Here is a 14,163-nt window from a genome sequence, read left to right as displayed (position 1 = left end):
CGCCACGGCTTCGGCCCCGCACTGGCCACGGTGCGGGGCCGAAGCGCTGTCCGGCGCCCTCCGCGGCCCGGCCGTACCACCGTGCGTCCGGACGGGCCGCTGCGGTAATCTGGGCCCATGCGACGAGCCATGAGCCTCCTGCTTAGCGAGCCGCGCTGACCACGAACCACGTCAGTGCGGCACCCCTCCTGCGCGAGGGGCTTTTTTGTTTGTCCCGTCAATTCGCTCCGCGCGTGACGGGACCGCGTCGCAGGCAGGACCACCAGGCAGCGATGGCCGTAGCAGCCGTCATGACATCGATGGAGTACCGAGGACGATGAGCGACACCACCCCGGCCGCCGAGACGGCTGCGCCGCACCGCTACACCGCACAGCTGGCCGCCGAGATCGAGAGCCGCTGGCAGGAGCACTGGGACGAGCACGGAACGTTCGCCGCCCCCAACCCCACCGGCACCCTGGACGCCGATCCGGCAGTGGCCGCGAAGCCCAAGCGCTTCATCATGGACATGTTCCCGTACCCCTCGGGCGCGGGACTGCACGTCGGCCACCCGCTGGGCTACATCGCCACCGACGTCTCCGCCCGGTACCAGCGCATGACCGGGCACAACGTCCTGCACACCCTGGGCTTCGACGCGTTCGGCCTGCCCGCCGAGCAGTACGCCGTGCAGACCGGCACCCACCCGCGGGTCTCCACCGAGGCCAACATCGTCACCATGCGCGCCCAGCTGCGCCGGCTGGGCCTGGGCCACGACCGCCGCCGCTCCTTCGCGACGATCGACCCCGACTACTACCGCTGGACGCAGTGGATCTTCCTGCAGATCTACAACTCCTGGTACGACGCCGCCGCCGACCGCGCCCGCCCCATCGCCGACCTGGTCGCGCAGTTCGAGGACGGCACCCGCGCCACCCCCGACGGCCGCCCCTGGGCCGAGCTGACCGCCGCCGAGCGCTCCGACGTGCTGGGCGGCCACCGGCTGGCCTACGCCGCCGAGTCGCCCGTCAACTGGTGCCCCGGCCTGGGCACCGTGCTGGCCAACGAGGAGGTCACGGCGGACGGCCGCTCCGAGCGCGGCAACTACCCTGTCTTCAAGGCCAAGCTGCGCCAGTGGATGATGCGCATCACCGCCTACGCCGACCGGCTGCTGACCGACCTGGACGCGCTGGACTGGCCCGAGGCGATCAAGCTGCAGCAGCGCAACTGGATCGGCCGCAGCGAGGGCGCCCGCGTCGACTTCCCCGTGCACGGCACGGCCGAGGACGCCGCGATCACCGTCTTCACGACCCGCCAGGACACGCTGTTCGGCGCCACGTACATGGTGCTGGCGCCCGAGCACGACCTGGTCGACGCGATCGTCCCGGCCGCCTGGCCCGAGGGCACCCGCGAGGCCTGGACCGGCGGCCACGCCACGCCCGGCGACGCCGTCGCCGCCTACCGCAAGCAGGCCGCGTCGAAGTCCGACGTCGAGCGGCAGGCCGACGCCAAGGAGAAGACCGGCGTCTTCACCGGCGCCTACGCCGTCAACCCGGTCAGCGGCGAGCCCGTCCCGGTCTTCGTCGCCGACTACGTCCTGATGGGCTACGGCACCGGCGCGATCATGGCCGTCCCCGCCCACGACAGCCGCGACTTCGCCTTCGCGCGCGCCTTCGACCTGCCCATGCGCTGCGTCGTGCGGCCCACCGACGGCCGCGGCGAGGACCCGGCCGAGTGGGAGGACGCCTTCGCCTCGTACGACGCGGCCATCGTCAACTCCGCCAACGACACGGTCTCGCTGGACGGCCTGGGCGTCACCGAGGCCAAGGCCGCGATCACCCGCTGGCTGGCCGAGCGCGGCATCGGCGAGGGCACCGTCAACTACCGGCTGCGCGACTGGCTGTTCAGCCGCCAGCGGTACTGGGGTGAGCCCTTCCCGATCGTCTACGACGAGGACGGCGTCGCGCACGCGCTGCCCGACTCGATGCTGCCCGTCGAGCTGCCCGAGGTCGACGACTACACCCCGCGCACCTTCGACCCGGACGACGCCGACACCTCGCCCGAGACCCCGCTGTCCCGCAACGCCGAGTGGGCGACCGTCGAGCTGGACCTGGGCGACGGCCCGCGCACCTACCGCCGCGAGACCAACACCATGCCCAACTGGGCCGGTTCCTGCTGGTACGAGCTGCGCTACCTGGACCCGTTCAACACCGAGCGGATCGTCGACCCGGCCGTCGAGGCGTACTGGATGGGCCCGCGCGAGGGGCAGCCGGCCGGCGGCGTCGACCTGTACGTCGGCGGCGCCGAGCACGCCGTGCTGCACCTGCTGTACGCGCGCTTCTGGCACAAGGTGCTGTTCGACCTGGGCTACGTCTCGTCCTTCGAGCCCTTCCACAAGCTGTTCAACCAGGGCATGATCCAGGCCTACGTCTACCGCGACGCGCGCGGCATCGCCGTCCCCGCGGCCGAGGTCACCGAGGAAGACGGTGCGTACTACTACCAGGGCGAGAAGGTCAGCCGGCTGCTGGGCAAGATGGGCAAGTCGCTGAAGAACGCCGTCACGCCCGACGAGATCTGCGCCGAGTTCGGCGCCGACACGCTGCGGCTGTACGAGATGGCCATGGGCCCGCTGGACGTTTCCCGGCCGTGGGACACCCGGGCCGTCGTCGGCCAGTACCGGCTGCTGCAGCGGCTGTGGCGCAACGTCGTCGACGAGACGACCGGCGAGGTCACCGTCACCGACGCCGAGCCCGACGAGGAGACGCTGCGCGCGCTGCACAAGGCGATCGACGGCGTCAGCGGCGACATGGCGGGCCTGCGCTTCAACACCGCCATCGCCAAGATCACCGAGCTGAACAACCATCTGACGAAGGCAGGCGGCCCCGTGCCGCGCTCCGTCGCCGAGCAGCTGGTCCTGCTGATCGCGCCGCTGGCTCCGCACATCGCCGAGGAGCTGTGGTCCCGGCTGGGCCACACCGCCTCGCTGGCCCACGCCGACTTCCCCGTGGCCGACCCGGCGCTGGCCCAGGACCCGGCGGTGACCTGCGTCGTCCAGATCAAGGGCAAGGTCAAGGCCCGCCTGGAGGTCCCGCCGACCATCTCGGACGCCGACCTGGAGACCCTGGCCCTGGGCGACCCGGCCGTCACCGCGGCGCTGAACGGCGCGGCGGTGCGCAAGGTGATCGTGCGGGCCCCGAAGCTGGTCAACATCGTGGTCTGAGCTGCGGCCGTCATCCCCTAGGGGCAGGTCTGCGGGATCCACCGGATCCCCGGCCTGCCCCTTGCCGTTACGGTGGAGGTACGCGTTCTTGCCCTTGCCCCCAGGAGGAGCGGCCTGTGGAAACCGCCGGGATCGTCGTTCTCCTGCTCGTGCTGGCCTTCCTGGTGCTGGCGGGCGTCGTGGCGATACGCACCGTGCGCGCCGTCAAGCGCGGAGTGGCCCGCGGGACCGCGCAGGCCCGCAGGGTCGTCGAGGACACCCAGCTCAAGGCCCGCCGCTTCACCACGCCCGGCCCCGGCGGCGAGGTGGCGCAGCTGCGGATCGACCTGCGGGCCGCGATCGACAGCACCTTCGCCGCACTCGACGCGCGCCGCGCCGACGACGCCGCCCTCGCGGAGGCGGCGGCCCTGCTCTCCCGGCTCAACGACCACGCCCGCGCCCTCGACGGCGAACTCAAGCTGCTCGAACGCGAGCCGGACAAGTCGCGCGTCGCGACCCGCCTGCCCGAGCTGGCCACCCGCGTCCGCCAGATCACCCACTCCGCGGACTCCCTCCGCTGGGCGGCCCAGGACCGCGCCGAACACGCCACCACCGACGACCTGGCCTCCCTGGCCGACCAGATCGCCATGGAGTCCGCCGCCCTCCGCCACTGGACCCCGACCGAGCCCCCGAAGCTGCCGTCATCGGGGGAGTGAGGGTCCTCCGCCTCGCCGGCGGGGGGTGTCCGGCGGGGTGCGCGGCGGGGCGAGGTGCTTGTGCGTGCCCCGCGGGGGGCGGCGCGGCGGGGTGGGGGCGCTCCGTGTGGCCCGGCGGGGGCGCGTGCGGTGCGGCGTGCGCGGCCGGGCGTCGGCTGAGTCGCGGGACCGCGGTGTGGGGGGTGGCGTGTCCGGAGGGCCGGGCGTCGGCCTCGTCGGCGGGGGCGCGGCGGGGGCCGTCCGGCGGGCGGCGCGGGCCAAGCTGTCGCCCCGGCGTGTGCCCCGGGTAATCTCCCGGACATGCCCCCGCACGTCGCCATCGTCACGGACTCCACGGCCTACCTCGGCCGGGACGCCCTGATCCGCCACCACATCACCATCGTTCCCCTCACCGTGGTGATCGGCGACGAGGCCCTGGAGGAGGGCACCGAGATCTCCGCGCCCGCGGTCGCGCGGGCGCTGCAGCGGCGCCGCCCGGTGACCACGTCCCGGCCCGCGCCGCTGGAGTTCACCGCCGCGTACGAGGCCGCCGCCGCGTCCGGCGCGTCGGCGATCGTCTCGCTCCACCTCTCCGCCGACTTCTCCGGCACGTACGACGCCGCGCTCGTCGCCGCGAAGGACGCGCCCGTGCCCGTGCGGGTCGTGGACACGGGGGTGGTCGCGATGGCCCTCGGCTTCACCGTGCTCGCGGCCGCGGAGGCGGCGGGGGCGGGCGGTACGGCCGACGAGGTGGTGGCGGCGGCGGAGAAGCGGGCGGCGGACACGTCCGCGTACTTCTACGTCGACACCCTCGACTACCTCCGCAGGGGCGGCCGGATCGGCGCCGCCCAGGCCCTCTTCGGCTCCGCGCTCGCGGTGAAGCCGCTGCTGCGGCTGGCGGACGGCCGGATCGAGCTGCTGGAGAAGGTCCGCACCGCCTCGAAGGCGATCTCCCGCCTGGAGGAGATCGTCGTCGAGCAGGCCGGCAACCGCACGGTCGCCCTCGCGGTCCACCACCTCGCCGCCGCCGACCGCGCGGCCACGCTCGCGGACCGCCTCCGCGAGCGCGTCCCGGGCCTCGACGATCTCGTCGTGAGCGAGGTGGGCGCGGTGATCGGTGCCCACGCCGGGCCGGGGCTGCTGGGCGTGGTGGTCTCCCCGCACTGAGCGCGGCGGCCCGCAGGCGTCGGGGGCGGCGTGGGCGCCGGCGTCGGCTTCGGCGGGAGAGTTATCCACAGGCTGCGGACCAAGATCATCGCGGGGTGTGCGGACCGGTCCACGATGATCGGTATGAACGTGATGAGCGCGACGCGCGCGACGAAGACGAAGGTGCCCCGGGAAGCGTCCGAGGCGGAGGCACGCACGAGGGAGCGGGCGTCCGCGATCTTCCCGGCGGCGGGACCGCCGCCACCGCCTCCCACGGCGGAGAGCCCACCGGGCGCGCGGTTCACCGGTGTCCGGACATGGCTGCTGCTGCGCTGCGGCCTCGAACTGCGCACGGTCGCCGCGCTGACGGTGGTGCTGCTGGCGGCGACCGGGCTGGCGGTGCGCCATTACATGACGGGCCGTCCGCACACGGTACGGGTCCCGGCCGCCCTCCCGCCGCCCGTCCCCGCTCCCGGCCCCTCACCGGCCCGCCCCGCCCTGACGGTCGACATCGCCGGCAAGGTCGCGAGCCCGGGCCTGCGCCACCTCCCGCCGGGCTCCCGCGTCGCCGACGCCCTCACGGCGGCCGGCGGCCCCCTCCCTGGCACCGACACGACCTCCCTCAACCTCGCCCGCCCCCTGACCGACGGCGAACAACTCCTCGTCGGCCAACCCCCGCCCCCAGCCTCCGCATCCTCCCCACCCCAACCCGGCACCCCCGCAACCCCCCTGAGCCTCAATTCCGCCACGGCCCCCCAACTCGACGCCCTCCCCGGCGTCGGCCCCGTCCTGGCCCAGCACATCCTCGACTACCGCACCCAGCACGGCGCCTTCACCACCCTCCAGCAACTCCGCCAAGTCCCCGGCATCGGCGACCGCAAATTCACCACCCTCAAACCCCTGGTCCACCCATGACCCCGCCCCCCGCCCCCGAAGAGGGGACAGCCACCGCCCCACGCCAAGAGCCGGCGCCCCGCAGCCGCGCGAGAACCCCCACGCCCGGCCCCAACGGCGGAGGGCCGGCGCCCTTCGGGGGCGCGGGGAGCTGCGCGCCTGGCCGGGAGGGCGGAGGGGGCGTCGACTCACGGCGAAGGTCAGCGCCCTTCGGGGGTGCGGGGAGCTGCGCGCCAAGCCACGACGAGGCCGGCTGCCGAGGACCGCGGAGCAAGGGGGAGGCCCGAGCGGACGAAGCCCCCCACACGCGGCGCAGCCCCAAAGCAGCGGTGCACGCCGCAGCGAAATCGCGGCTCGGCGCGGCGAATCCGCGACAGGAAGGACCGCCGGATCTGCGGCTCGTGCCGCCGGCCCTGGCGGCGTGGGCGGCGGCAGCGCTGACACCCACCGCGGGGTGGAGGCCCGTGCTGTACACGGCCGCCGCCGCGGCAGCGGCATACGCGGTCGCGGCGGCGGCCGCAAGGCGGCTCGGGACCGCCCGCCCCCGAAGAAGCACGCTCACCGCCGCGGCAGCGGCAACGCTGCTGAGCCTGGTGGCGGCAGCCACCACCGCGGCTCTCGCGGCGGCGGACCTCCACCGCGGCCCCCTCCCGGAGCTGGCCGCCCGCCGGGCACGGGCGGAAGTGGTGCTCCGGATCACGGGCGACCCGTTCACTACCCACCCCCGAACCCCCGGAGGGCAGGGCGCGGCAAGGGGCCCGACCGTGGTGGTCCCCGCGGTAGCGATCCGCGTCGGCGCCACGAGCACCCGCACGCCCGTCGTGGTGCTGGCGCAGGCGAGCCCGCCGGCGTGGCTGCGGCTCGTCCCGTCAACAACCGTGCGGGTGGCGGCCCGCATCGCCCCCTCCGCCCGCCGCGGCGAGTCAGCGGCGGTAGTGCGCCCGACGGGCCCGCCCCGCGTGCTGAGCCCGCCGAGTACGCCCCAGCGCATCGCGGCCCGGCTGCGCGGCGGCCTGCGCACGGCGAGCGCCGGCCTGCCCGCGGACGCCCGCGGACTGCTCCCGGGCCTGGTGACGGGCGACACCAGTGCGCTGCCCCCGACCCTCAAGGAGTCCTTCGAGGCGACGGACCTGGCGCATCTCACCTCCGTGTCGGGAGCGAACCTCACGATCATCCTGCTGCTCCTGATCGGCCCCCCGGCCGAAGCCGTGCTCGCCGAACGCCGCGGCCTGGCAGCGGCGTTGGGCGTGCCGCTGCGGCTGACAGCCGTGCTGGGCGCAGCCCTGACCGCGGCGTTCGTGCTGGTGTGCCGTCCAGGGCCGAGCGTGCTGCGGGCGGCGGCGTGCGGGCTGATCACCCTGCTGGCGATCGGCACGGGCCGCCGCAGGTCCCTGCTGCCCGCGCTGTGCGGCGCGGTGCTGCTGCTGGTGCTGTGCGATCCGCAGGTCGCCCGGTCGTACGGCTTCGCCCTCTCCGTGCTGGCGACGGGCTCGCTGCTGACGCTGGCGCCGCGGTGGAGCGCGGCCCTGCGGCGGCGGGGGGTGCCGCCGCGGCTCGCGGAGGCGCTGGCGGCGGCGGGCGCGGCGCAGGCGGTGTGCGGCCCGCTGCTGGTGGTGCTGTCGGCGCGGCTCAGCCTGGTGGGCGTGCCGTGCAACCTGCTGGCGGAGCCCGCGGTCGCGCCGGCGACGGTGCTGGGGTTCTGCGCGCTGGCGGTGGCGCCGCTCTCCCCGGCCGCGGCGGCGGCCACCGCGTGGGCGGCGGGCTGGCCGGTGCGGTGGATCGCGGCGGTGGCCCGGCACGGCGCCGCGCTGCCGGGCGCGCAGGTGGGCTGGCCCGGCGGCTGGGCGGGCGCGGCGCTGCTGGCGGGGCTGACGCTCGCCGTGGCGGTTCGCGGGGCCCGCCTGCTGCGGGGGCTCGCGGGCCGCCCGTGGACCGCGGCGGCAGCGGCCCTGCTGGTGCTGCTGGCGCTGACCCGCCCGCTGCCGCTGCCCGTTCCGCTGCCGGGGCAGGCGACACGGTGGCCGCCCGCGGGCTGGCGGTTCGCGATGTGCGACGTGGGGCAGGGCGACGCGCTGGCGCTGCCCGCGGGTCCGGGCAGCGCGGTGGTCGTGGACACCGGCCCGGACCCGGCGCTCGCCGACCGCTGCCTGCGCGATCTGCGGGTCAGCTCCGTGCCGCTGCTGATCCTGACGCATTTTCACGCCGACCACGCGGACGGCCTCAGCGGCGTGCTGCGCGGGCGCGCGGTCGGCGCGATCGAGACGACGGTGCTGGACGAGCCGGCGCCGGAGGCGGCGCGGGTGCGGCGGGAGGCCGCGGCCGCGGGCGTGCCGGTGCTGCGGGCGGCGGCGGGGGAGCGGCGCGCGGTGGGCCCGCTGTCGTGGCGGGTGCTGTGGCCGCCGCCGGACGCGGAAGGGTTGCCGGACGACGATCCGAACGACGCGAGCGTGGCGCTGCTGGTGAGCACGGGCGGCCTGACGCTGCTGCTCGCCGGGGATCTGGGCCCCGAGGCGCAGGCCGAGGTGCTGGCGGCGACGCCGGATCTGCCGCGGGTGGACGTGCTGAAGGTCCCGCACCACGGCAGCGCGTTCCGGGACGACGAGTTCTTCGCCCGGCTGCATCCGCGGCTGGCGCTGATCTCGGTGGGGGCGCGCAACACGTACCACCACCCGGCGCCGGGGACGGTGGCGGCGCTGCGCGCGCTGGGCGCCACCGTCTTCCGTACGGACCGGGACGGCCCCGTCGCCGTCACCGCCGGCCCGGGGGGCCTGCGCGCCGCGATGCCCCGCCGCGGGGGCGGTGGGTTGCTCGCGGCGGGGGAGGGGCGGCGTGCGGTCAGGCGCCGAAGATCGCGGTGGGGTCCCCGGTGTACCAGGCGTTGTCGATGCGCATCCGGCGGATCACCCAGCGGTCGCCGTCGCGGACGAGGTCCACCGCGTAGGGGTTCTTGAGCAGGGCGAAGGTGCCGTGGTCGGCGGTCAGCAGGTGCTGGGCCTCGACGAGGGCGGTGAGCCGCGCGGTGTCGCCGTCGATCGCGATGCGCGGGTTGGTCACCTGGTGGGTGGTGTCCACACGCCCGGCGAAGAGGCCGAGGATCGTGGTGACGATCGTGTCCCGCCCGGCCAGCAGCGGGGCCGTGCCGCCCCACTTGGCGGAGGCCGGGGCGAAGTCCACCTCGGCGTCGGGGGCGAAGGCGGAGGCGAAGAGGGCGGCGTCCCCGAGGTCCTGGCCCAGGCCGAAGCGGAGGAGCGAGTCGAGGATCTCCGTGCGGTCGCGCAGTTCCCGCAGGACGGCCGCGGCGTCGGCGGCGGGGGCGGTGAGGGCGTGGGGTCCGGTGACGTACATCGTGTGCTCCTGGTGCGGGTCGGTCGGGGGCGGTGCTGGTTCGACCCTCGCCGGGTGCGGCGGCCGGATCAATGCCGGGCTGTGCAACGATCGTCAAGGCGGGCTTGACGATGCGGGGGCGGCGCGATGCTGGAGCGGCACGAGCTGGAGGCGTTCCTCACGCTGGCCGAGGAGCTGCATTTCGGCCGGACCGCGGAGCGGCTGCACCTCTCCACCGCACGGGTCAGCCAGACGGTCGCGAAGCTCGAACGCCGGGTCGGCGCCCCGCTGTTCGCGCGTACCAGCCGCCGGGTGGAGCTGACGCCGGTCGGCCGGCGGCTCGCGGAGGAGGTGCGGCCGGCGTGGGCGCGGATCGCGGCGGCGTACGAGGCCGCGGTCGAGGCAGGCCGCGGGCTCACGGGCACGCTGGGCGTCGCGTTCGCCGGCGCCGCGGGTGGCCAGCTCCTGGCGGGCGCGGCCGAGCTCTTCCGGGAGCGGGCGCCCGGCTGCGAGGTCCGGATCCGCGAGGTGCAGCCCGCGGACGTCGTGGTGTGGCTGCGCGACGGCGAGGCCGACCTCGTGCTGGCGGGCCTTCCGGTGGACGCCCCCGGCATCGCCTCCGGGCCGGTGCTGATCGGCGAGGCGCGCATGCTCGCCGTGGCCGCGGGGCACCCTTTCGCCCGCCGCGAGTCGCTGTCCCTGGAGGACCTGGCCCGGGTGACGCTGCTGCGGCTGCCCGACCACGCGCCGCAAGCCCTCCAGGAGGACCGCGCGCCCCGCACCACCCCGGCCGGGCGGCCGGTCGAGCACGGCCCGGCGGCGGCGACGTTCCACGAGCTGCTCACCCTCGTCGGCGCGGGCCGGGGCGCCCTCGTCGTCGGCGCCCAGACCCGTCGCTACTACGCGCGCCCCGACGTCTCCTACGTCCCCTTCCGTGACGCCCCGCCCGTGGAGTGGGCCCTGCACTGGCGCGCCGACGCCGCCACCGCCCGCGTCCGGGCCTTCGCCGACGCCGTCCGTGCGCTGCTCGACCGCTGACCCGGGGCCGCCGCCCTCGCACCCGCCGCCCTCGCCCAGATGCTAAAGGTATCTTGCTAAAGAAGTCTTTAGAAAGCTATCGTGAGATACATGCCCGACAAGCCGCTCGACCACCAGATCCACCTCAGCGACCCCCGAGCCCTGCGCGCGTACGCCCATCCGACGCGGATGGCGCTGGTCGGACTGCTCCGCATGGAGGGGCCGTTCACGGCGACGCGGGCGGCCGAACTGACGGGGGAGTCCGTCGCCAGCTGCTCCTACCACCTGCGGATACTGGCGAAGTACGGCCTCGTCGAGGAAGCGGAGCCGGGCGCGGCGGGGCGGGAGAAGCCGTGGCGGGCCACGGCGTCCTACACCGACTGGCCGACCTACTCCACGGACCCCGCGGTCGCGGACGCCGCCGAGGCGCTGAGCGTGGCCGTGGCCGAGTCGCAGTTCAACCGCCTGATGCGGGCCCGTGAGCTGCGGCACAGGCTGCCCCCCGAGTGGCAGCAGGCCGAGACGTACTCCGACGCGATCCTCTACCTCACCCCCGAGGAGCTGTCCGCGCTGGGGGAGCGGATCAACGAGGTGATCGCGGAGTACGCGGAGCGCGGCCAGGACCCGGCGCACCGTCCCGAGGCCGCCCGCCGTGTGGCGTACCTGCACACCGGCTACGTCGCCCCCGAGCAGCCGAACCCGCCCGCCGGCCCGGCCCCGGCCCCGGCCCCGGCCCCGGCCCGCGGGGAGGAGCCGTGAGCACCGCCACCGCCGTCCGCGCGCTCGCCGCCCGGGCTCCCGCGCTGCTGCACGAGACGCAGTTCCGGCGCTACTGGACCGGCCAGACGGTCTCCCTCTTCGGCGACGAGGTGACCTACCTCGCGGTGCCGCTCGCCGCCGTCCTGGTGCTGCACACGGGGCCCACCGGTATGGGCTGGCTGCGCTTCGCCGGGCTGCTGCCCGCCCTGCTCTTCTCGCTGCACGGCGGGGTCTGGGCGGACCGCCGCGGGCGCCGCCGCCAGGCGATGATCGCCGCCGACCTCGGTCGCGCCGCGCTCATGGCGTCCGTCCCGCTCGCCTACGCCCTCGGTGTGCTGACCTTCGCCCAGCTCTGCGTCGTCGTCTTCGCCGTCGGCACCCTCGCCGTGGCCTTCGACGTCTGCAACGCCACGCTCTTCGTGTCGCTCGTCGACCGCGAGAGCTATGTCACCGGCAGCTCGCTGGTCAGCGGCAGCCGGGCCTTCTCCTTCATGGCCGGGCCCAGCGCCGGCGGCCTGCTGGTGCAGCTGCTCGCCGCCCCGCTGGCGCTGCTGGTGGACGCCGCCTCCTACGTCGTCTCCGCCTGGCAGCTCGCCCGGATAGCGCCTGAGGAGCCGCCCGCCGTGCCGCGCGGCCGCGGCCGGCTCACCGAGGGGCTGCGCTTCGTCGGGCGCTCCGCGCTGCTGCGCCCGATGCTCGCCTGCGTCGCCACGATCAACCTCTTCAACTTCGCCTTCAGCACCCTCGTCGTCCTCTACGCCGTCGACGGCCTGGGCCTCAACACCGGGACGCTGGGCCTGGTCATCGGCGCCGGGGCGCTCGGCGGCCTGCTCGGCTCGGTGATCAGCGGGCGGATCGTGCGGGCGATCGGCATCGGCCCGGCCCTCACGCTGGGCGCGGTCGCCTTCCCCGCCCCGCTGGTGCTCGTCCCGATGGCGGGCGGCCCGAAGCCGCTCGTACTGACCGCCTTCTTCGCTGCGGAGTTCGCAGCCGGGCTCGGCGTGATGCTGCTCGACATCACCGCCGACACGCTCAAGGCCGCCGTCATCCCCAACGCCCTGCGCTCGCGCGTCTCCGGCGCCTTCCGCATGGTCAACTACGGGGTGCGCCCGCTGGGCGCGCTCGGCGGCGGACTCCTCGGCTCCGCGATCGGGCTGCGCCCCGCGCTGTGGGCGGTGACCGTCGCGGCCGCGCTCGGCGCGCTGTGGCTGCTGCCGTCCCCGATACCGCGGCTGCGCCATCTGCCGAAGCCCGAGGAATCCTTGCAGCCCGAGCAGCCCGAGCAGCCCGCCCGGCCCGTCTGACAAGGCCCCGCCGCAGGTCAGCAGGGGTGCGATGGCATACTTCCGGCATGAGCGCCATCCCGTCGTCCCGCATCCCGGCACAGCTGCCGTCCTGGCATCTGCGCCCGTCGACCGACGCGGACCTGGAGCCGCTCGCGGACCTGCGTGCCGTGGTCATGCGCCCGGATCTGGAGCGCCTCGGCCGCTACGACGAGCACCGGGTGCGGCAGCGGCTGCGCGACTCCTTCTCGACCGCGCACACCGCGATCATCGTGGTCGGCGACGACTTCGCGGGCTCCGTCACGCTGCGCCCCGCCGAGGGCGACGGGCAGTGGCTGGAGCACTTCTACCTCGCCCCGCGCCACCAGGGGCGCGGCCTCGGCTCCGACGTGCTGCGGGCGGTGCTGGCGCAGGCCGACGCACGCGGGCAGACCATGCGCCTGAACGTGCTCCAGGGCAGCCCCGCCCGCCGGCTCTACGAACGGCACGGCTTCACCGTCGAGTCCCAGGACCCGGTGGACGTCTTCATGACCCGCCCCCCGGCCACGGTCCCCGCGGTCTGACGGGCGCGACCGGGCGCCGCGCCCGTCCGTACCGGCTCCGAACCGTCCAGCCGTCCACCGGCACGCACCTCGCGTGTCGGTGTTTTTCGCGACCGCACAAACAACCGGAACTTTTACGAAAATTTCGAGAGCGAAAGCTCCGATCATGCGGTCGGATCTCTGCCCACCCTGGGCGCACTCGTCGCTGATTCCTCCTCAGATCGCTGTGGCCAGGCGCAACACTGTGCCACGCCGACTCCCATCAATCGAAGGTTTCGCAAACTTCGCCGAAACTGTTGACAGTCGACGGGAGTCGATCCAACACTGTTCGCCGTTGAGACCGCACCACCCGTCACCCGGGCCGCACCGCGGCACGGGCTTTCCGGACCCTCCCGCACGAGCCGCCGAGCGGGGTGTCCGAGCCATCCCCCACAAGTGACCCGCCCCTGCCACGGGGGCCATGTCGCGCTGCCCGACCCCTCGGGCACTCCTCCAGGAGGACACCTGTGAACCGTCCCCCCACCAAGGGCCGACTGCGCCTGCTGCTCAGCGGACTTCTGACGACCGTGCTCGTGGGCGGCGCCGCCCTGCTCGTACCGGGCACGGCCAACGCCGACACCACGGTCAACCAGAACAGCACCGGCACCAACAACGGGTACTTCTACTCGTTCTGGAGCCAGAACAGCGGCCAGGCATCGATGACGATGGGCTCCGGCGGCCAGTACAGCACCCAGTGGAACAACGTTGAGAACTTCGTCGCCGGCAAGGGCTGGAACCCGGGCAACACCTCGCCCGTGACCTACTCGGGCTCGTGGAACTGCAGCGGCAACTGCTACCTGTCGTTGTACGGCTGGACCACGAACCCGCTGATCGAGTACTACATCGTCGAGAACTACGGGAACTACAACCCCAGCACCGGCGCCACCCGCCTGGGCTCGGTCAACAGCGACGGCAGCACGTACGACCTGTACCGGACGCAGCGCGTCAACCAGCCCTCCATCCAGGGCACCGCGACGTTCTACCAGTACTGGGCCGTCCGCCAGGCCAAGCGCACCGGCGGCACCATCACCGTGTCCACCATCTTCAACGCGTGGTCGCAGGCGGGCCTGAACCTCGGCACCCCGAACTACGAGATCCTGGCCACCGAGGGCTACCACTCCTCCGGCAGCTCCAACATCACCGTCGGCTCCAGCAGCGGCGGCAGCACCGGCGGGACGACCGGTGGCACCACCGGCGGGACGACCGGCGGGACCAGCGGCGGGACGGGTGGCAGCTGCACGGCCAATGTCACGGCCGGTGACCAGTGGTCGGACCGCTACAACCTGAACGTCTCG

11 protein-coding genes are annotated in these 14,163 nt (G+C 74.6%); 10 read left to right on the top strand and 1 reads right to left on the bottom strand.

Translation table 11 applies throughout. From position 1 onward, the window contains the following. The first annotated feature begins 316 nt into the window (after positions 1–316). The 5 genes from leuS to IH54_RS42935 all read left to right on the top strand — a co-directional run bounded on the left by leuS (position 317) and on the right by IH54_RS42935 (position 8,855). Complete coding sequence (leuS, locus tag IH54_RS0108475; RefSeq protein ID WP_031514460.1) at positions 317–3,190, top strand: leucine--tRNA ligase; 2,874 nt, start codon at positions 317–319, stop codon at positions 3,188–3,190. A 116-nt stretch (positions 3,191–3,306) separates the two neighbouring features. After that, positions 3,307–3,885: a hypothetical protein gene (locus IH54_RS0108470; RefSeq protein ID WP_031514457.1), complete on the top strand. Its 579-nt coding sequence runs from the start codon at positions 3,307–3,309 to the stop codon at positions 3,883–3,885. A gap of 300 nt (positions 3,886–4,185) precedes the next feature. Continuing rightward, positions 4,186–5,031, top strand: coding sequence for a DegV family protein (locus IH54_RS0108465; protein ID WP_031514455.1), 846 nt, complete (start codon positions 4,186–4,188; stop codon positions 5,029–5,031). A gap of 123 nt (positions 5,032–5,154) precedes the next feature. Continuing rightward, a complete protein-coding gene (locus tag IH54_RS47595) occupies positions 5,155–5,925 on the top strand; it encodes a ComEA family DNA-binding protein (RefSeq protein ID WP_267965171.1) in 771 nt (256 codons plus the stop codon). A gap of 443 nt (positions 5,926–6,368) precedes the next feature. Then, the gene (locus IH54_RS42935) at positions 6,369–8,855 is read left to right on the top strand and encodes a ComEC/Rec2 family competence protein (RefSeq protein WP_420711724.1); all 2,487 of its coding nucleotides are present in this window, start codon (positions 6,369–6,371) and stop codon (positions 8,853–8,855) included. Here the strand turns inward: IH54_RS42935 and IH54_RS0108450 are convergent. Next, entirely contained in the window at positions 8,740–9,249 is a 510-nt protein-coding gene (locus IH54_RS0108450; RefSeq protein ID WP_031514449.1) for a nuclear transport factor 2 family protein, read from the bottom strand. The two genes, IH54_RS42935 and IH54_RS0108450, sit on opposite strands and share 116 nt — an antisense overlap. Positions 9,250–9,375: 126 nt before the next feature. Here IH54_RS0108450 and IH54_RS0108445 point away from each other — a divergent pair, with 126 nt between their 5' ends. From IH54_RS0108445 to IH54_RS0108425, 5 genes are all read left to right on the top strand, one after another. Then, positions 9,376–10,266 carry a LysR family transcriptional regulator gene (locus IH54_RS0108445; RefSeq protein WP_031514447.1) on the top strand — a complete coding sequence of 297 codons (891 nt, stop codon included), beginning with the start codon at positions 9,376–9,378 and terminating at the stop codon, positions 10,264–10,266. A 90-nt stretch (positions 10,267–10,356) separates the two neighbouring features. Continuing rightward, positions 10,357–11,004 (top strand): winged helix-turn-helix domain-containing protein, encoded by a 648-nt coding sequence (locus IH54_RS0108440; protein WP_052397218.1) that lies wholly within the window; start codon positions 10,357–10,359, stop codon positions 11,002–11,004. Then, entirely contained in the window at positions 11,001–12,308 is a 1,308-nt protein-coding gene (locus IH54_RS0108435) for an MFS transporter (protein WP_052397217.1), read from the top strand. The genes IH54_RS0108440 and IH54_RS0108435 overlap by 4 nt, the downstream gene beginning before the upstream one ends. A gap of 47 nt (positions 12,309–12,355) precedes the next feature. Then, positions 12,356–12,850, top strand: coding sequence for a GNAT family N-acetyltransferase (locus IH54_RS0108430; RefSeq protein WP_052397216.1), 495 nt, complete (start codon positions 12,356–12,358; stop codon positions 12,848–12,850). 485 nt (positions 12,851–13,335) lie between these two features. Continuing rightward, on the top strand, positions 13,336–14,163 hold an 828-nt coding region (locus tag IH54_RS0108425; RefSeq protein WP_043180254.1), incomplete at its 3' end, for a glycoside hydrolase family 11 protein.

The organism is Streptomyces sp. NRRL F-5123, from assembly GCF_000721495.1.
GTDB lineage: Bacteria > Actinomycetota > Actinomycetes > Streptomycetales > Streptomycetaceae > Actinacidiphila.
The sequence above is the reverse complement of the archived record's forward strand: the minus strand, read 5'-3'. Positions and strand labels throughout refer to the sequence as shown.